At 62.6% G+C, this 17,309-nt stretch carries 13 protein-coding genes, 1 tRNA gene and 1 pseudogene; all 15 read left to right on the top strand.

All coding sequences use genetic code 11. The features are described from left to right. The first annotated feature begins 16 nt into the window (after window positions 1-16). Window positions 17-517: a peptidoglycan-associated lipoprotein Pal gene (pal, locus tag QQL85_RS14295; protein WP_012273762.1), complete on the top strand. Its 501-nt coding sequence runs from the start codon at window positions 17-19 to the stop codon at window positions 515-517. A gap of 6 nt (window positions 518-523) precedes the next feature. Then, window positions 524-1,330, top strand: coding sequence for a tol-pal system protein YbgF (ybgF, locus tag QQL85_RS14290; RefSeq protein WP_284354193.1), 807 nt, complete (start codon window positions 524-526; stop codon window positions 1,328-1,330). A 168-nt stretch (window positions 1,331-1,498) separates the two neighbouring features. Then, window positions 1,499-2,146, top strand: a complete 648-nt coding sequence (gene queE, locus QQL85_RS14285; protein WP_284354192.1) for a 7-carboxy-7-deazaguanine synthase QueE — start codon at window positions 1,499-1,501, stop codon at window positions 2,144-2,146. A 17-nt stretch (window positions 2,147-2,163) separates the two neighbouring features. Continuing rightward, entirely contained in the window at window positions 2,164-2,838 is a 675-nt protein-coding gene (gene queC, locus QQL85_RS14280; protein ID WP_284354191.1) for a 7-cyano-7-deazaguanine synthase QueC, read from the top strand. Window positions 2,839-2,900: 62 nt separating this feature from the next. Next, window positions 2,901-2,976, top strand: a tRNA-Lys gene (locus tag QQL85_RS14275). A 411-nt stretch (window positions 2,977-3,387) separates the two neighbouring features. Then, on the top strand, window positions 3,388-5,568 hold the full coding sequence (locus QQL85_RS14270) for a hypothetical protein (protein WP_284354190.1): 2,181 nt from the start codon (window positions 3,388-3,390) through the stop codon (window positions 5,566-5,568). A gap of 12 nt (window positions 5,569-5,580) precedes the next feature. After that, window positions 5,581-7,227: pseudogene (locus tag QQL85_RS14265) on the top strand (glycosyl transferase family protein); the annotation flags it as partial. 68 nt (window positions 7,228-7,295) lie between these two features. Then, window positions 7,296-10,070, top strand: a complete 2,775-nt coding sequence (locus QQL85_RS14260; protein WP_284354189.1) for an NfrA family protein — start codon at window positions 7,296-7,298, stop codon at window positions 10,068-10,070. A gap of 11 nt (window positions 10,071-10,081) precedes the next feature. Next, the gene (locus tag QQL85_RS14255; RefSeq protein ID WP_284354188.1) at window positions 10,082-11,065 is read left to right on the top strand and encodes an alginate O-acetyltransferase AlgX-related protein; all 984 of its coding nucleotides are present in this window, start codon (window positions 10,082-10,084) and stop codon (window positions 11,063-11,065) included. Window positions 11,066-11,068: 3 nt separating this feature from the next. Next, entirely contained in the window at window positions 11,069-12,196 is a 1,128-nt protein-coding gene (locus QQL85_RS14250) for an alginate O-acetyltransferase AlgX-related protein (RefSeq protein ID WP_284354187.1), read from the top strand. Then, complete coding sequence (locus QQL85_RS14245; protein ID WP_284354186.1) at window positions 12,186-13,760, top strand: MBOAT family O-acyltransferase; 1,575 nt, start codon at window positions 12,186-12,188, stop codon at window positions 13,758-13,760. The genes QQL85_RS14250 and QQL85_RS14245 overlap by 11 nt, the downstream gene beginning before the upstream one ends. Window positions 13,761-13,774: 14 nt before the next feature. Beyond that, window positions 13,775-14,008, top strand: coding sequence for an acyl carrier protein (locus QQL85_RS14240; RefSeq protein WP_284354185.1), 234 nt, complete (start codon window positions 13,775-13,777; stop codon window positions 14,006-14,008). Between the two features lie 33 nt (window positions 14,009-14,041). Next, window positions 14,042-15,514, top strand: coding sequence for an AMP-binding protein (locus QQL85_RS14235; protein ID WP_284354184.1), 1,473 nt, complete (start codon window positions 14,042-14,044; stop codon window positions 15,512-15,514). Next, on the top strand, window positions 15,511-16,170 hold the full coding sequence (locus QQL85_RS14230; protein ID WP_284354183.1) for an alginate O-acetyltransferase AlgF: 660 nt from the start codon (window positions 15,511-15,513) through the stop codon (window positions 16,168-16,170). The genes QQL85_RS14235 and QQL85_RS14230 overlap by 4 nt, the downstream gene beginning before the upstream one ends. Window positions 16,171-16,176: 6 nt before the next feature. Next, window positions 16,177-17,307, top strand: coding sequence for an acyl-CoA dehydrogenase family protein (locus tag QQL85_RS14225; RefSeq protein ID WP_284354182.1), 1,131 nt, complete (start codon window positions 16,177-16,179; stop codon window positions 17,305-17,307). Window positions 17,308-17,309 lie beyond the last annotated feature (2 nt).

Raw genomic sequence — 17,309 nt, 5'->3', positions numbered from 1 at the left:
CATTAGGAGTTTCACGATGGAAATGCTGAAGTTTGGTAAATTTGCTGCGCTGGCTCTGGCCATGGCTGTAGCTGTAGGTTGCTCCTCGAAGGGCGGTGACAACGCAGGCGAAGGCGCTGCTGTAGACCCTAACGCTGGCTACGGTGCCAACACTGGCGCTGTTGACGGCTCCCTGAGCGAAGAAGCCGCCCTGCGCGCAATCACCACCTTCTACTTCGAATACGACAGCTCGGACCTGAAGCCAGAAGCCATGCGCGCTCTGGACGTTCACGCCAAGGACCTGAAGTCCAACGGCAACCGCGTTGTTCTGGAAGGCAACACCGACGAGCGCGGCACCCGCGAGTACAACATGGCTCTGGGTGAGCGTCGTGCGAAAGCCGTTCAGCGCTACCTGGTTCTGCAGGGCGTTTCCCCTGCTCAGCTGGAACTGGTTTCCTACGGCGAAGAGCGTCCAGTTGCCACCGGCAACGACGAGCAGTCCTGGGCTCAGAACCGTCGCGTAGAACTGCGTAAGTAAGTTCTTATGCGTATGTGCCGCCGTGTAGTAACTGTCCTCGCACTCAGCCTGCCGCTTGCGGCCTGGGCTGAGGTCCCTGTAGTAGATGACAACGCAGGCAGTTATCCGCCTGCGGGTTATGGCACGAGCGGCGCCTATGCCGGGACAGGGGCTTCGGCCCCTGCCTCTGCACAGGGCCAGCTGTTCATGCAGCTGCAACAGATGCAGGACCAGCTTTCCCGCCAGCAAGGCATCATCGAAGAGCTGCAGAACGATGTGTCGCGCATGAAGCAGGAAAACCTGGAGCGATACCAGGACCTGGACCGTCGCATCAACAGTGGCGCTGCGCCTGCCGCAACCCCTGACAATTCCTCCGGTGGTGGTGCATCCAATGCCGCCCCCGATGCAGCAGCGGGTGCTGCTGCGCAACAACCGGCCGCCAGTGGCGAGCCCGGTGATCCGGCGAAAGAAAAGCTCTATTACGATGCTGCTTTCGACCTGATCAAGCAGAAAGATTTCGACAAGGCCAGCCAGGCGTTCAACGCCTTCCTGCGCAAGTATCCCAACAGCCAATACGCCGGCAATGCCCAGTACTGGTTGGGTGAAGTGAACTTGGCCAAGGGTGACCTGCAAGGTGCCAGCCAGGCCTTTGCCCAGGTCAGCCAGAAGTATCCGAAGCACAGCAAAGTGCCGGATTCGCTGTACAAGCTGGCCGACGTCGAGCGCCGCATGGGCCACACCGACAAGGTCAAGGGCATCCTGCAACAGGTCATTACCCAGTACCCCGGCACTTCTGCCGCGCAACTGGCGCAGCGTGACTTGCAGAAGCTCTGAGCCTTGTAGCTGCACCGTTCGAAAGAAACCCGCGCCTGTCGCGGGTTTTTTCGTTAGAATCAGTGCCCTTTTTTCGTAAACACGCTGCTGCGGATAACGCGATGTCGAGTCCGCGACAGTGCCTGACGGAGGCGGACAGCCTGTTTAGCTGTCACGCCCGTGGCGAGCATGCAAGACACATTACGCATCACCGAAGTCTTTTACTCTTTGCAGGGTGAAACGCGAACGGCTGGGTTGCCCACGGTTTTCGTGCGCCTCACCGGTTGCCCCTTGCGCTGCCAATACTGCGACAGTGCCTATGCCTTCACTGGCGGCACCATTCGCACCCTTGATTCGATCCTTGAGCAGGTGGCCGGCTTCAAGCCCCGCTACGTCTGTGTCACCGGTGGCGAGCCATTGGCCCAGCCGAATGCCTTACCGTTGCTGCAGCGCCTGTGTGACGCCGGTTATGAGGTGTCGCTGGAAACCAGTGGCGCGTTGGATATCGCCGGTACCGACACCCGCGTCAGCCGCGTGGTCGACCTGAAGACCCCAGGCTCCGAGGAGTCGCACCGTAACCGCTACGAGAACATCGCGCTGCTGACCCGCAACGACCAGGTCAAGTTTGTCATTTGTTCCCGTGAGGACTACGACTGGGCGGTATCCAAGCTTATCCAGTACAACCTGGCCGAGCGCGCCGGCGAGGTGTTGTTCTCGCCGAGCCACCATCAGGTGAATGCCAGTGACCTGGCGGACTGGATCGTTGCCGACAACCTGCCCGTACGTTTTCAGCTGCAGTTGCATAAGCTGCTGTGGAACGACGAACCCGGACGTTGATTGAGGAGCAAGCACACATGACAGACAAGCGCGCAGTAATCCTGTTGTCCGGCGGCCTGGATTCGGCCACCGTGGTTGCCATGGCCAAGGCCGAAGGCTACAGCTGCTACACCATGAGTTTCGACTATGGCCAGCGCCACCGCGCCGAACTGAATGCCGCCGCCCGCGTGGCCCGTGACCTGGGTGTGGTCGAGCACAAGGTGATCGGCCTGAACCTCGACGGTATAGGCGGCTCGGCGTTGACCGACAGCAGCATTGACGTGCCAGAGGCTCCGAGTGAAGGCATCCCGGTCACCTATGTGCCGGCGCGTAACACCGTGTTCCTGTCGTTGGCCCTGGGGTGGGCAGAAGTGCTGGAGGCGCGCGACATCTTTATCGGCGTCAATGCCGTGGATTACTCCGGTTACCCCGATTGCCGCCCCGAGTTCGTCGAAGCCTTCGAGCGCATGGCCAACCTGGCGACCAAGGCCGGGGTCGAAGGGCAGGGCTTCCGCATACAGGCACCGCTTCAGAATATGAGCAAGGCGCAGATCGTGCAGGCGGGTATGGCGCGTGGCGTGGATTACAGCCTGACCGTTTCCTGCTACCAGGCTGACGATGATGGCCGTGCCTGTGGTAAATGTGACAGCTGTCGCCTGCGCGCAGACGGCTTCAAGGCCGCCGGTGTAGCGGACCCGACACGCTATGCTTAACAAAAAATGTTGATGGAGTATTGATTTCTCGTTAGAAATCAGTATTATACGCGCCATCCAACGGGTCGTTAGCTCAGTTGGTAGAGCAGTTGGCTTTTAACCAATTGGTCGTAGGTTCGAATCCTACACGACCCACCATACTCAGTACGTCAAAGCCCGCTACCGGCAACGGTCGCGGGCTTTTTCGTTTCTGCCGGGTGTCACGGATCCTTCGCGTTCGGCATCGCCACCCTATGGTGCCGCTTGGCAGCTCAAGACCTGCCTCGAACATTCAATTGAATAGTCAAAAAAACGTCTAATTTTGATATCGCGCATTTTTCTTATGGTTTTTAATCAAAATATTGACATTGGCACTTTGATCCTAGAGAGTACGCCCCCGTTGTCGCCTGGAAGCGGCATCGCGCTGGAGTAACGGATGGGTGTCGATTCCACTGTGCCGTTTCCCCCCAGTCCCCGAGCGAAGACGTGCGCTGTGTGCGCCTGTCCACGCATTCGTCTGCACGCCCGCTGTGGCTGCGATGCCACTCAACCTTTGCAAGGACTAGATCGTTGAGCCTCACGTCTTACCGTTTGCAGTTCGTGGTGCTGAGTACCGTTCTGACTGCCCCGATTTTCGCTTGCGCCACACCGGCCAGTGATGCCATTCAAGCGCTGGCCGCCCAGGATTGGGTGGCGCGCAGTGTCTCGCTCAAGGACCTCGGCATCACCAACCCGGTGGTGCTCGACCAGGCCGACAACCGCCAGGTGTTCTTCCTGCCAGTGCCCAAGGGCGTGGCGATCAGCGATGCGCATATCGCGCTTGAAGGCGAGTTCATCAAAGGCGAAGCGCAACCTGCCACACTGCGCCTGGCGGTGGATGGCCTGCCTCGCGTAGCCGAGCGTATCAATCAGGCGCGCGGCAGCCTGCCCCGCACGTTGCCGGTGGACAGTGGCCAGCACGCCAGCGGTTTCGTCGATTTTGCCCTGGACTGGAGCTCGCCGGTTTCTGAAGACTTCTGTGCGCCACCGCGCGCTACAGCCAATGTGTTGACGTTGTCGCCAGAAACACGGCTTGTTTACCGCTATTCGATGTCGGCATTGTCCAGCCTGACCGATGTGTGGGGCAGCCTGCCTGCCGAGCCATCTATCCTGGTTGCCGCTGGCGCGCTTGACCGTGCCAGTTTCGACAGTGCCTGGCGCTTGGGTGTGGCGTTGGAGCGCAGTGCACGCCGTGCGCAGGTGCGGGCCTTGCCGCAAGTAGGCGATAGCGTACAGCTGGCAGGTATTGAAGTGCCGGCTGCGCTGACCACGGTGCCGGCGTTCGCAGCGCTGGCCGGGCAGCAGCGCCACACGCTGGCCAACCCTGCGGAGCTGGGGGCATTGCTGTTGCTCGATGCGCCAGCGACACGCGCTGATTTGGCCATTGCCGACAGCGCACTGATCACGCAGCTCAACGCAGCCCTGGATGCACTGGGCCATCAGTTGCAGGGTGACCCGGAGGCATTTGGCGCACTGAATCAGTGGCGCCAGCAACGGGCAAGCCTGGCGCTGGAACCCGTACCAGGCCAGCAGTTGCAATTGCGTAGCCTTGGCCGCCAGGTAGTGGTGGCTATTGCGGCTGATGCGGGGGCCAAGGCAGCGGGTGTGCTCGATGCACACTGGCGTGACGTGCTGGTATCGCAGCAGGCTGAGGTGAGGGCAGTAGGTGAGGCGCTGCGCAACGAGCATGGTCATTTGCGCCTGAGCAGCCTGGGTGGCAATTTCGGCACCTTCGATGTGGTCAGCCGTGGCGAGTGGACGGCCACATTCCCGCTGAGTGCGGTATCGGTCAATGGCCTGATACCGGGCGAGCTCAACCTGGATGTTGCTGCCGCACCCGGCGCCTCGAGCACCCGGCCGGTGGCATCGGTGATCTGGAACAACGTGCTGCTGAGCGCGGCGCAACTTGATGCCGACGGCCACCCTGAACGGCTCAAGGCGCGTATCCCCGGCTACGCCCTGGGGGTAACCAATACTGTGCAAGTACGCTTCCAGCGCCAGCCAAGCTCACCCGATTGTGCCGAGGTGCCGCAAGCCTATCCAGTCAATGTGCTGCCCAGCAGCTACCTGATTTCGGCAGATGCCGAGCCTGATGGCACCTTTGTCGGCTTGCTGCCGCTGCTGGCCAACAAACCACAGGTATTTGTTGATGAAGCGGCGTTGAAGGCGCCGGTTGCAAGCGTGGGTAAGCTGATCCGCCTGGCCAGTGCCGCTGCACTTTCGCCGGTCAACGCTGAACTGGTGTTGACTACCGGCAAGGCTGATGCCGCACCGTCGCGGCCTTTCCTGGCGCTGGATGTCCCGCTGACGGGCGCCAAGCCCTTGCTGGGTGTAGCCGAGTTGCAGCGCCTGCAGGCTCAGGGTAATCAGGCGCTTGCGCTTGACCTGCAAGGGCCGCAGGGCCTGGGTACATTGTCGGTGGTCAGCGCCAATGGCCAGAGCGGCGTGCTATGGAACAGCCTGGGTAACCCCAACATGGTACCGAAAGTGCCGTTCCTGCTGTCCCAGGGCAATGCCGTTGTCGTGGGTGAACAGGGCCCGCTGACCTGGGTCGACACCACAGACCCTGAGCTGAACCTTGGTGGCACGCCGTTCCATCAGTGGCGCAAGCAACTGGTATGGGCGCTGCCGACCTTGTCTGGCGTGGTGCTGCTGCTGTTGCTGCTGGGCGTGATTGCCCGCCGGCTGCGCTTGAAGAACAAAGGCAAATAAGGCGCGGCGAGCATGTCTTCCCTCTATTGGCCGTACCTGCTGGCGGATTACTACCGCGTGCTGGAAATCGTCACTGCCTGTGTTGGCGTGCTGATCCTGCTATCGAGCCTCGATGACCTGTTCATCGACCTTTGGTACTGGGTGCGTCAGGCGTATCGCAAGCTGCTCGTCCGTCGTAAACGCTACCAGGCGCTGACGGTAGAGCAACTGCGAGGCAAGCCTGAACAGCCGCTGGCGATCATGATCCCGGCGTGGCTGGAATACGACGTGATCGCTCCGATGCTGGAGAACATGGTCGGGTCATTGGACTACAAGAACTACTACATCTTCGTGGGTACTTACTGCAACGACCAGCGCACCATCGATGAAGTTGAACGCATGCGGCGGCGCTACAAGCAGCTGGTGCGGGTCGAGGTGCCTCACGAAGGCCCAACCTGCAAGGCCGACTGCCTGAACTGGATCATCCAGGCCATTTTTGCTCAGGACGCACGCATGCCCGAGCCGTTTGCCGGGGTGATCCTGCACGACAGCGAAGACGTACTGCATCGCCTGGAGTTGCATTACTTCAACTATCTGTTGCCACGCATCGATTTCATTCAGTTGCCGGTCACCTCGCTGGAACGTGACTGGTACGAACTGGTGGCGGGTACCTACATGGACGAATTTGCGGAATGGCACACCAAGGACCTGGTGGTGCGCGAGAGCATGTCGCGCATGGTGCCGTCAGCCGGCGTGGGCACCTGTTTTTCGCGCAGGGCATTGCTGGAGCTTTCCGCCGAGACCAACAACCAGCCGTTCAACACCGACACCCTCACCGAGGACTACGACATCGGTGCGCGACTTGCGCGGCGCGGCATGAAGCAGATTTTCGGCAAGTTCCCGGTCGATTATGTGGCCCGACGCAGCACCTGGTTCGGCATGGGCAAGGAAAAGAGGGTGGCCGTGCATATGCCGCTGGGTGTGCGCGAGTACTTCCCGGATACCTTCCGCACCGCCTACCGGCAGAAAGCCCGCTGGACCCTGGGCATCGGCCTGCAAGGCTGGAGCCAGGTAGGCTGGGCGGGCTCGCTGGCAACCAAGTATCTGCTGTTCCGCGATCGCAAGGGTTTGATCACGTCGTTCATCGCCATCCTTGCCTATGTATTGCTGGCTCAGCATCTGCTGTTTCTGGCTATCAGCGTTACCGGTCACTGGAGCCTGTTCTTCCCGTCGGCATTCGGCCCAAACAGCTGGCTGCTCGACCTGATGTGGGCCAACACCGTGGCATTGAGCCTGCGCATTCTGCAGCGTGCGTACTTTGTCGGGCGTCTGTATGGCTGGGAGCATGCCCTGCTGTCAGGGCCACGCATGATCATTGGCAATTTCATCAATGCCATGGCGGCGGCCCGGGCCTGGCGTCTGTACCTGGGTTACCTGTTCCTCGGCAAGCCGTTGGTCTGGGACAAGACCATGCATGACTTCCCGTCCGCCGACCAGTTGCAACAGCAGCGGCTACGCCTTGGCGAGTTGCTGGTGTCGTGGCGAGCCATTGACGAAGGCACGTTGACCAAGGCACTGGACGCGCAGGCCGAGGCACACAAACCGTTGGGTGAAATCCTGCTCGACTACGGCTTCCTGGATGCCGAAACGCTCAACGAAGCGATCCTGTTCCAGCAAGAGAACGACGATGTTACCCCCGCTCCCGCAGCTGCTTCGGCGCTGAAGAAGAAACAGGTTGCCGCACTGTCATGATGCTCATTCGTCCCGCCACTTTATTGATTGGCGCGGTGCTGGGTTGCGCCAGCCTGCCTGCCGTCCTGGCTGCCGAGGCACCCCTGCAAGGTGTAGCCTGGGAACAGGCCGACCTTGCCTACCGCAGCTACCAGCAGGGGCGTTACCGAGATGCCCTTCAGCAGGTGGACGCCGCGCTCAGGCTGCGTCCCGAGGTTGCCCGGCTGAACCTGCTCAAGGTCTACACCTTGCAGAAGCTGGGCCGGCGCAATGAAGCACGGCAGGCTGCGCAACGTGCGCTCAAACATGGCGTGCGCGACCCGGGCCTGTTGGCGGCGGTGACCAACCTGCAAGGTCAGTCGACTGTCAGGGGTCCTGCACCAACGGCGGCCTATCAGCGCGGTTTTCCACTGGCGACCAAGGCCTTTGCAGCCTACAACGCTGGCGACATGGCAAGCGCCGAGCGCGATGCCGAACGCGCGTTCCGCACCGACCCAAGCCAGGGTACCTGGGCGTTGCTCTGGCTCGATAGCCTGGAGGCGCGGCAGCGCTGGCCCGAGGCGGTTGCGGCGGCAGCTACTGCGATCAGTCTCGGGGCGCCCAACACCGCCGACCTCGAAGCGCGCCGGCAAACCCTGAACCGGCGTATGGCTGTGCGCCCGGCGGAGCAGGCCTATCAGGCACTGATCGGTAACCGGCCGGGCGATGCCGTGCCGCTGGCCCGTGAGGCGGTGCATCTGGCGCCTGATATCGCCAGTCATCGTCTGCTATTGGTTACCGTTCTGCTGCTCGACAATCAACCTGGCGCTGCGGAACAGGCGGCCAGCGAAGCGATTGAGGCCGATGACGAAAGCACGGTGATGATCGTGATGCGCGGCTACCTGCGTCAGTTGCAGGGTAATGCCCCGGCGGCCAATGCCGACTTCGACAGTGCACTGTCCCAGGACTGGCTGGACGACGAGCAACTGCGCAATGTGCGCCTGATCGCCACCGATGCCGCGCTGGCGGGTGGCGACAAGGGCCGTGCTGCCACGTTGTTGGCACCGCTGGATACGCAGGATGAAGCCGTTGCCCGGCGCCATGAGGCGCTGTCCGCCCAGCGTGGCCCGGCCGGCGCATTGAGCCTGGCCAATTACCCAGCGCCACGCCAGTCGTGCCAGGATACGCCCTACGGCACCCAGTGCGAATTGCTGCCGGCCGACGCCGGTGGCGCGGCGGGGCCGGCTGGCGAAGCTTATGCCGCCTACGCCAGGCAGGATTACCAGACGGCCATTCGTCACGCACGCAGTGCCACAGAACAGGAGCCGGACAACCTGGCGTTCCAACGCCTGCTGACCACCGCGCTGGCTGCGGGCAACGAGCAGCAGGCTGCTGAAGCCGAACAGCGCCTGAGCGATGCCATTGCCAACACGCCCACCGATGCCGACCTGCTGATGCAGCGTGGCTACCTGCGCATGCGCACTGCCCAGCCAGCGCGCGCCCGTGAAGACTTTCGTGCCGCCCGCGACAGTGGCAAGGCGCCGAAAACCGCCATCCTCGACGAGGCCTATGCCCTCTCGGCAATGGGGGACAAACCGGCGGCGGTGCAGCAGCTCAAGCACGCCATCGACATGGACGACTACGGCACCCTCGACCTCGACGCCGAGCAGCGGCACAACACCCGCAGTGCCATCAGCGGTTTCGACCGTGAATGGGGCGCCACCGTCACCACGAGCTACCGTGGCGCCAGGCCGACCACCACCATTGCCAACGCCGGGCAGAGTTCGGCGGGAGATTCGGTGTTCAGCACCGCAGAACTGTACTGGCGGCCGAGCCAGTTCAATGACCAGCGCGGTGTGCTGGAAGTGTACGGACGCCTGAGCAATACCCTGTGGGACGAGGGAGGGCGCTTCAAGTCGCAGGGCGCGATCGATCCTTGCAGCAAAGCGTCCGTGGACGATGACGGTGTCAGTGATTCGCAGTCTGTCAGTGGTTTCCCCAGCACGATCGGGTCGTTGGGTGTGCGCTACATGCTCGCTGATACGGGCTTCACCTTTGGCCTGGAGCGTCGCTTTCTGCTGGGTTCGGCAACCCGCGAAGGGACTGCAAACCCGGCAAAGAACAGCGTGCGTTGCGAGATCCAGGAAGCCATCGCGACAGAAAACCAGAACCGTGCACCGACCGAGCGTATCAACGGTGCGCTGATGGCGTACAAGCTCAAGGACAGTGCCGGCGGCTGGTTGGCCTACGCGACTTACGGCTTTTACCGGGGCACGGAGCTGCGCATGGAGAGCAGTTGGTGGACGGTGGATGCCTATTCGCAGCTGGGTTATTCGCTGGAAGACAATGCCGCCACCTTCAGCCTGTATGACGTCGATAGCGAAGGCTCGCGTACGGACAAGCTGGCAGAGGCCTCGGGCCGCCTCAAACGCCAGCAATTGTTCCTCAGCAACGAAGTGCGCCTTGGGCGCAGCTTCCGGTTACCCGGGTTGCCATCGAACCTGGTTGTTTTTCCGCACGTTGTGGGCGCTGCCGATGTGATTTGGCAAAAGGATGAAGCCAGACAACTGAAAGGAAAAGGTGGCCTGTTCGCCGATGACCTTGACGGCGGGAGCTACTCCTTGACCCGTGATCAGGGCACCTGGTCGATGGGCATGGGGCCAGGTGTGGCCCTGCGTTACTACTTCCGTGAAGACCATTACCACGCGCCACGCTCCTACCTCGACTGGACAGCCCAGTACCGCTTCGCCATCGGCGGCGGTGCCCGCGAGCGGGCCGAAGGGCTGTTCATGAACCTGACCTTGTCGTATTGAGGACCCTGCACATGTCTTCTCTGTTCAACCGCTCCATCAAACACCTCGCCACCGGCCTGTTGCTGGCCGGCCTGGCATGGCCCGGCGCTTATGCGGACGATTCGTCGATCGTGCTGCGCGGTAACGACGGCTGGCTGTTCCCAGGCTGGGGCAGCCTTACCGAAGTCGATCACCGAGGCATCGAAGCCTCTACCGCACTGATCGAAGAGGCCCGGCAGGCCCTGGCCGCGCGTGGCGTTCAACTGCAAGTGCTGGTGCTGCCTGACAAGACCCGCTTCTACCAGGACAAGCTGCCAGCCGGCAAAGCGCTGAGTACGCCGGTGCAGCAACGTTACCAGACCATTCTTGCCAGCCTGCACAAGGCCGGCATCAGTGCTGTCGACGATGAGGCCGTGCTGCGCCAGATCAAAGACAGTGGCCAGGAGGTGTTCTACCGCACCGACCAGCACTGGACACAGGCAGCTGCGGATGCCACGGCACAGGCCACCGCCGCGCAGGTTCGCCACGATGCGCCGGCGCTGAAGGGTAATGCCGGCAGCGGCATGGCGCTGGGCAGTGAGTTCAAGGAGCGCCGTTACGGCGACCTGGCCGAGCGCTTCCTTACCCCCGAGCAACGCAAGCAGACTGGCCGCGAAACGTTCACCGTGCGCCGCCAGGTGGCCACTGGCGGTTTGCTGGATGACGCTCCGGCGCCGTTGCATGTGACTGGCCACAGCATGGTGCAGCCGTACTTCGGCTTCCCGCAGAAGCTGTCCAACAGCATCGACCGCCCGGTGTCGGTGAACTGGAAACCGGGCAATGTCGGCCAATGGATCATGTTGCTGGAGTACCTGGAGTCTGCCGACTTCAAACGCAACCCGCCGCAGGTACTGGTGTGGCAGATGTTCGAGCCTACCTACGCGCAGGGGCCCCAGGCCAGCGGCCTGTGGGACAACGCTTCGATCATGAGCGCCGACAGTTGGCGCCAACGTCTGCGCGCAGCCACCGGAAAATGACCCATGGCTGACCAGGCTTGCACCGTGACCAAGTCGCACCGTGGCTACACCGCTGCGGTCGTCGCCCTGCTGCTTTTCGCCCAGGCCTGCGGCCTGTGGATGCTGTTCAACAGCAAGCTCGATGCCGCGCAACTGCGCCCGCAGGCCTGGCTTGACGGCAGCGCCGGCAAGGCGTTGGGCGATGCGCTGCAACCGCACCTGCAACAGGATGCCGACACCCTGAGCGCCGCCGTACGCTATCGGCTGCTGGGGGACCTTGGCGACCAGGTGGTGCAGGGCTGCCCCGGCTGGTTGTTCTACCGCGACGGGTTGCTCGCTCAGCCAGGCGTAAACGGGGCCTATGAAGCCCGCCTGCAATTGATGCGGCACTGGTTTGGGCAGTTGCGGGGTCAAGGGTTGCAGGTGTTGCTGGTGGCTGTGCCGGATAAATCGCGTATAGAAACCCAGGCCCTCTGCGGCCTTCGCCAAGTGCCACCGTTGCAGGCGCGGCTGGGGCAATGGCAAGCCACCTTGGCCGGTCTGGGTGTGCCTTATGTCGACCTGGCCCAGGCGTTGGCTGCAGGCCCGCAAGCGATGCCGAGGTTCTTCCGTACGGATGTGCACCTCAATGCCCATGGGGCTCAATTGGCTGCCGATGCGGTGGCCGCCAGCGCGTTGCCGCTGCTGGCCGGCAAGCGCGACCAGCTGTTTGCTGGCAGCCCGCCAGGCACCGCGCAGCCGCGCATGGGTGACCTGATTGTGCTCGCCGGCCTGGAGCATGCGGCCTCAGCCTGGCGCCCGGCGCTGGAACGTGAGCGCCCCGAGCAGATCCAGGTTCAGCGCAGTGGTGGCCTGCTCGACGATACGCCGCCGGTAGAGGTACTGCTGGCCGGCAGCTCCAACGGCAGGCGCAGCGCCTTTGCAGAACGGCTGGGACGCAACCTTGGCCAGCAGGTGTGGAACCAGAGCCTGGACGGTGGCCAGTTCAGTGGCGCGTTGCTGGCCGCGCTGGCCCGCCGTGAGCGTTGGCCGGGCAGCCTGAAACTGGTGATCTGGGAGTTTTCCGAAAGCGCCTTGTCATTGCCATTGACTGCCGATGAACGAACCGCGCTGGCTGCGCTCGCCGAAGGACAGGCCGCCCATGCTCTTTAACTCGTATCTGTTTTTGCTGCTGTTTCTGCCGCTGACGCTGGCTGCGCACTACCTGATCGCGGCGCGCAGCCTGCGAGGTGCGGCGCTGTGGCTGTGCGTGACATCGATTGTCTTCTATGGCTGGTGGAACCCACAGTTTGTGTTGCTGCTGATCGGATCGATCGCCTTCAACTACCTGGTCAGCCTGGCCATCCTTGGCTGTGCAGGAAGGTCGCGCCTGCAGTTGCTGGTGACCACGCTGGGTGTTGCTGCCGACCTGGCGCTGCTGTTCCATTACAAGTACTTCGTCACACTGGTGAACTTCGCCCAGGACTGGGGGCTTGCCGGCACTCGCATGGACGACATCATCCTGCCGTTGGGTATCTCGTTCTTCACCTTTACCCAGATCGGCTACCTGCTCGACTGCCGTGCCGGTATCGTCAAGGAACGCAGCCTGCTCAGCTATGTGCTGTTCGTGACCTTTTTCCCGCACCTGATTGCCGGGCCGATCCTGCACCACAAGGAGATGATGCCGCAGTTCGCCCAGCCGGATAACTACCGTTTCCGCGCCGAGAACCTTAGTGTCGGCAGCATGCTGTTCGTCATAGGCCTGGCCAAGAAAGTGCTGTTGGCCGACCCGATTGCGCCGTATGCCGACGCCGGTTTTGCCGAACCAGGTACGCTTGGCTTGTGGGCGGCGTGGGGGACCGGCATCGCCTACGCGCTGCAGCTGTATTTCGATTTTTCCGGTTATTCGGATATGGCCCTGGGCCTGGCCAAGATGTTCGGCATTCGCTTCCCGTTGAACTTCAACTCGCCCTACAAGGCCAGCAACATCATCGACTTCTGGGCCCGCTGGCACATGACCCTGACCCGTTACCTGACCGCCTACCTGTATTACCCGGTGGCCATGGCAGTGTCGGAGTGGCGTGGCAAGCGTGGCCTGCCAGTGGGTACTCAAGGGGCGGCGACCGCCGGCGGCTTTGCTGCGGCGATCATCCTGCCGACCACCTTCACCATGGGCCTGGCTGGCATCTGGCACGGGGCAGGCCTGCAGTTCTTGATCTTTGGGCTGCTGCATGCTGCCTACCTGTCGATCAACCATGCCTGGCGTATCTTCGTCGTCGGCCGTGCGCCCAAGGGCAAGCAGCATCCACTGAAAGTGGCGGGCTATGTATTGCTGACCTTCGCGGCGGTGATCATTGCCCAGGCATTTTTCCGCGCCGAATCAACCCACGATGCTGTGCTGCTGGTCGAGGGCATGTTCGGCTTGCGTGGCCTGGGCAGCCTGCCCGACATCCTGTACCCGGCCGGTATCGCCTGGGGCGACGCCTGGCGGCTGCTGGTCGGTCGCCACCTGGAGGCGCTGCATGTACTGGCGGTGCTGGCCGTGGCCTGGTGCCTGCCCAATTCGCAACAGATCATGGGCGGCTTCTCGCCGTCCTTGGCCCGCGCGCAACTCGATGGCCCGGCAGCCCTGCGCTGGGCACCCAGCCTCAAGTGGCTGGTGATCATGTTGCTTCTACTGGCGCTGTGCCTGATGAACCTGCACAAGGAAGCGCGCTTCCTGTACTTCCAATTCTGACCGGAGTGAAAGACATGAATGACCTGACCCTCAAGCAACAACTGGCCGACATCATCGAGAACGTGATCGGTACTGCCGTGGCGCACGACGACCTGTTGATCGAATCAGGCCTGGTCGACTCGATGACTGCCGTGGATATCGTCATGGCGGTGAAGACCCACTTTGGTTGCAAGGTGCCGGCGACTGAAATCGATGAGCACCTGGAGTCGGTCGACGCCTTGGCCCTGTTCGTTCAGAACAACCGCTGAGCCTGCCTGGGCACACAAGGAGGAGGGCGCCTGATGCACTTCGATTTCGACCAATGCGTGTTTGCCGACTGCTGTCAGGGCACCGATGCCCCAGCCTTGCGAGACGCCCACCGGGTGCTGGACTGGGCGGGGCTGCAGGCCGCTGTCGAAGCCTGGGTAGTGCGTGCCGGTGAGGCTGGCATCAGTCCGGGTACGGCGCTGGCGCTCAGCGGCCACAAGCAGATCGAGTTCGTGGTGGCCATGCTCGGCTGCCTGCGCATGGGCGTTACCTATGTGCCGCTGGACAGCATCAACCCGCCCCAGCGCTTGCAGCGCATCATCGAACTGGTCGGCGCCGGACACTGCTACGATGCGCAGTCCGACCAGTTCCTGGCTGGGCTTGCAGTGGCCACGCCGCTGCTGGAAAAGGGCCTGGCCTACATCATGTTCACCTCTGGCAGCACTGGCGACCCCAAGGGCGTGCAGATCGGCCGTGACAGTCTGGCGCTGTTCGCTGGCTGGATCCGCGACTGCCTGGCCTTGGGCGCACAGCCGACGTTCATGAACCAGATGCTGTTCAGTTTCGACTTTTCGCTGTTCGACCTGTGTGGCGCGCTGGCGCTGGGTGGCCAGTGCGTGCTGTGCCCGCGCGAAGTGATTGGCGACCCCGACGGTTTTATTGGCTACCTGGCCGACAGCCAAGTGCAGGTGTGGGCGTCGACCCCGTCGTTCGTGCGTCAGCAACTGCTCAACGAGCGTTTCGACAGCCAGCATCTGCCGGCCTTGCAGGTGTTCGTGTTTGGCGCCGAGTCGCTGACGCCGACCTTGGCCAACCAGCTGTGGCAGCGTTTCCCTGGTGCCCGCATCATCAACTCTTATGGCCCCACCGAAGCGACGTGCTCCACCACCTGGATCGAGATCCTGCCGCCGCTTGAACCAGGTGCCCAGCCGCTGTCGATTGGCCGGGCCAAGCCTTACGCTGAACTGTTCCTTGACGACGGTGAACTGTGTATTGCCGGTGATCATGTGATGCGCGGTTACCTGAACCGCCCGGACCTGACCCAGGCGGTGCTGTTCCAGCACAATGGCAAGCGTGCCTATCGCAGTGGTGACCTGGCCGAAATCGACGCCCAGGGCAAGGTGTACTTCCATGGCCGACGTGATGACCAGATCAAGCTGCATGGCTACCGTATCGAGTTGGGCGAGGTGGATGCCGGCTTGGCCAGGCTGCCGGGTGTGAATGCTGCCGCTACGGTTGCCCTGCGCCGCCCCGACGGCACACTGGTGCGCATGGTCGGTTTTATCGAGCTGGCCGAGCAATTGCCGGTGGCGACCCTGGGCCCGCTGCCGCCAGTGCTGGCTGACTGGAAGCAGCAGCTGGCCAGTTACCTGCCTGCCTATATGATCCCTTCCGAACTGCTGGCTTGCGGTCGCTTCCCGGCAACGTTGAGCGACAAAGTCGACCGCAAGTGCCTGGCCGCGCTGTACCAGCAGGCCCGCGCGAAACGCCCCAAGGAGACTGTATGAAAGCCCGTATTTTGCTGCTTGCCACGTTGTTGGCGGGTGGCGCATTGCCGTGCGCAGCCCAAGCTGAGGGCAAACTGGCCCAGCTTTATGCGCCGCGCCCGCCAGCCGGCTCAGCGTTCGTGCGGGTGTTGCAGCCTGCCGACAACGCAATCGACGTGCAGGTTGGGCAGAACCCGTCGCAGCAGTTGGGGGCGGGCAAGTTGGCCAGCGGCTACAACGTGGTCAAAGGGGGGGAGCCCTTTACCGTGCGCATGGCGGGTAAAGCCGTTGGCACCTTGACCGTGGCCGCCGACACCTACCAAAGCCTGGTGCTGCACCAAGGCACGTTGCTGGTGCTGGACGATGGTGCCGCCAGCGAGGATGCCTTGAAGGCCGAGTTACGTTTCTACAACCTGGCCGGCAATTGCCCTGCGGGCCAGTTGCAGGTCCAGGGTGGCCCCGCCCTGTTCACTGAGGTGGCTGCACGTTCCAGCAAGGCACGGGCGATAAATCCGGTCAGTGCGAGCCTGACTGCAGGTTGCGGCGCAACCCAGGCCAAGGCACTGGCGTTGCCGCCCTTGCAGCCAGGCGATCACTACGCGCTGTTTCTCACCGGCGATGCCAGCCAGCCGGTGCTGCGCGGCGAGCTCGGCAGCACTGCCCCCTTCACCCGGTAATCGACCATGCGCACATTCTTACGCGACGACCACCTGCTGTTTCGTGACCAGGTTCGGCGCTTTATCGACGAGCGAATCCAGCCGTTCTATGCCGACTGGGAGCGTGATGGCCTGACCCCGGCAGCGTTGTGGCGCGAGGCCGGTGAGCAGGGCCTGTTGTGCAGCGCGCTGCCACCCCCGTATGGCCCAGGCGGAGACTTTGGCCATGCCTTGGTCGTGATCGAGGCGTTGGCGCGGGCCAACTGCCTGGGAATCGGTTTTTCGATCCATTCCGACATGGTTGCGCCTTACCTGTACAACCTTGGCACACCGGCACAGAAGGACCGTTGGCTGCCGGCCATGGCCGCGGGCGAGCTGATCGGTGCCATTGCCATGACCGAGCCCGGTGCAGGCAGCGACCTGAAAGCGGTACGTTGCCGAGCTCGGCGCGAGGGTGACCACTTTGTGCTTGACGGCCAGAAGACCTTCATCACCAACGGCGTCAATGCAGGGCTGGTCATCGTGGTGGCCAGCACCGAGCCCGAGCTGGGCGCCCGTGGGCTGTCACTGTTCTGCGTCGAAGCCGGCCTGCCAGGCTTCGGCAAGGGGCCGGCCATGAGCAAGATCGGCCAGCATGCGCAGGACACCTGCGAACTGTTCTTCGACGAATTACGCGTGCCTGCCGACTGCCTGCTGGGCGAAGAAAATGCCGCGTTCGAGTACATGAGCCGCGAATTGGCGCGTGAGCGCCTGGCCATTGCCTTGCGTGCCGCTGCCCATGCTGAAGGCATGCTCGAGCAGACGCTGGCTTACACCCGCGAACGCAAGGTATTTGGCAAGCGCGTCAGCGATCACCAGCACAACCGCTTCATCCTGGCCGATGCCCACGCGCGGCTGACCATGTTGCGGGTGTTCCTCGATGATTGTGCCCGTCAGTTGATCGAAGGCCGCCTGGACCCGGTGCTGGCAGCGATGGCCAAGCTCAATGCCAGTGAGCTTCAAGGCGAGGTGCTTGACCAGTTGCTGCAACTGCACGGTGGCTACGGTTATAGCAGCGAATACGGAATTGGCCGGGCTTGGGCTGATGCCAGGGCGCTGCGGATCTTCGGCGGCACCAGCGAGATCATGCGCGAGATCATTGGCCGCAGCTTGCCTTGAGT

It is taken from the genome of Pseudomonas putida, assembly GCF_030159595.1.
GTDB lineage: Bacteria > Pseudomonadota > Gammaproteobacteria > Pseudomonadales > Pseudomonadaceae > Aquipseudomonas > Aquipseudomonas putida_AC.
The sequence above is the reverse complement of the archived record's forward strand: the minus strand, read 5'-3'. Positions and strand labels throughout refer to the sequence as shown.

What these genes read in the sequence shown, in the direction of transcription:
- pal (WP_012273762.1), top strand. Translation starts at nt 17, where the DNA reads ATGGAAATGCTGAAGTTTGGTAAATTTGCTGCGCTGGCTCTGGCCATG.
- ybgF (WP_284354193.1), top strand. Translation starts at nt 524, where the DNA reads ATGCGTATGTGCCGCCGTGTAGTAACTGTCCTCGCACTCAGCCTGCCG.
- queE (WP_284354192.1), top strand. Translation starts at nt 1,499, where the DNA reads ATGCAAGACACATTACGCATCACCGAAGTCTTTTACTCTTTGCAGGGT.
- queC (WP_284354191.1), top strand. Translation starts at nt 2,164, where the DNA reads ATGACAGACAAGCGCGCAGTAATCCTGTTGTCCGGCGGCCTGGATTCG.
- QQL85_RS14260 (WP_284354189.1), top strand. Translation starts at nt 7,296, where the DNA reads ATGATGCTCATTCGTCCCGCCACTTTATTGATTGGCGCGGTGCTGGGT.
- QQL85_RS14255 (WP_284354188.1), top strand. Translation starts at nt 10,082, where the DNA reads ATGTCTTCTCTGTTCAACCGCTCCATCAAACACCTCGCCACCGGCCTG.
- QQL85_RS14250 (WP_284354187.1), top strand. Translation starts at nt 11,069, where the DNA reads ATGGCTGACCAGGCTTGCACCGTGACCAAGTCGCACCGTGGCTACACC.
- QQL85_RS14245 (WP_284354186.1), top strand. Translation starts at nt 12,186, where the DNA reads ATGCTCTTTAACTCGTATCTGTTTTTGCTGCTGTTTCTGCCGCTGACG.
- QQL85_RS14240 (WP_284354185.1), top strand. Translation starts at nt 13,775, where the DNA reads ATGAATGACCTGACCCTCAAGCAACAACTGGCCGACATCATCGAGAAC.
- QQL85_RS14235 (WP_284354184.1), top strand. Translation starts at nt 14,042, where the DNA reads ATGCACTTCGATTTCGACCAATGCGTGTTTGCCGACTGCTGTCAGGGC.
- QQL85_RS14230 (WP_284354183.1), top strand. Translation starts at nt 15,511, where the DNA reads ATGAAAGCCCGTATTTTGCTGCTTGCCACGTTGTTGGCGGGTGGCGCA.
- QQL85_RS14225 (WP_284354182.1), top strand. Translation starts at nt 16,177, where the DNA reads ATGCGCACATTCTTACGCGACGACCACCTGCTGTTTCGTGACCAGGTT.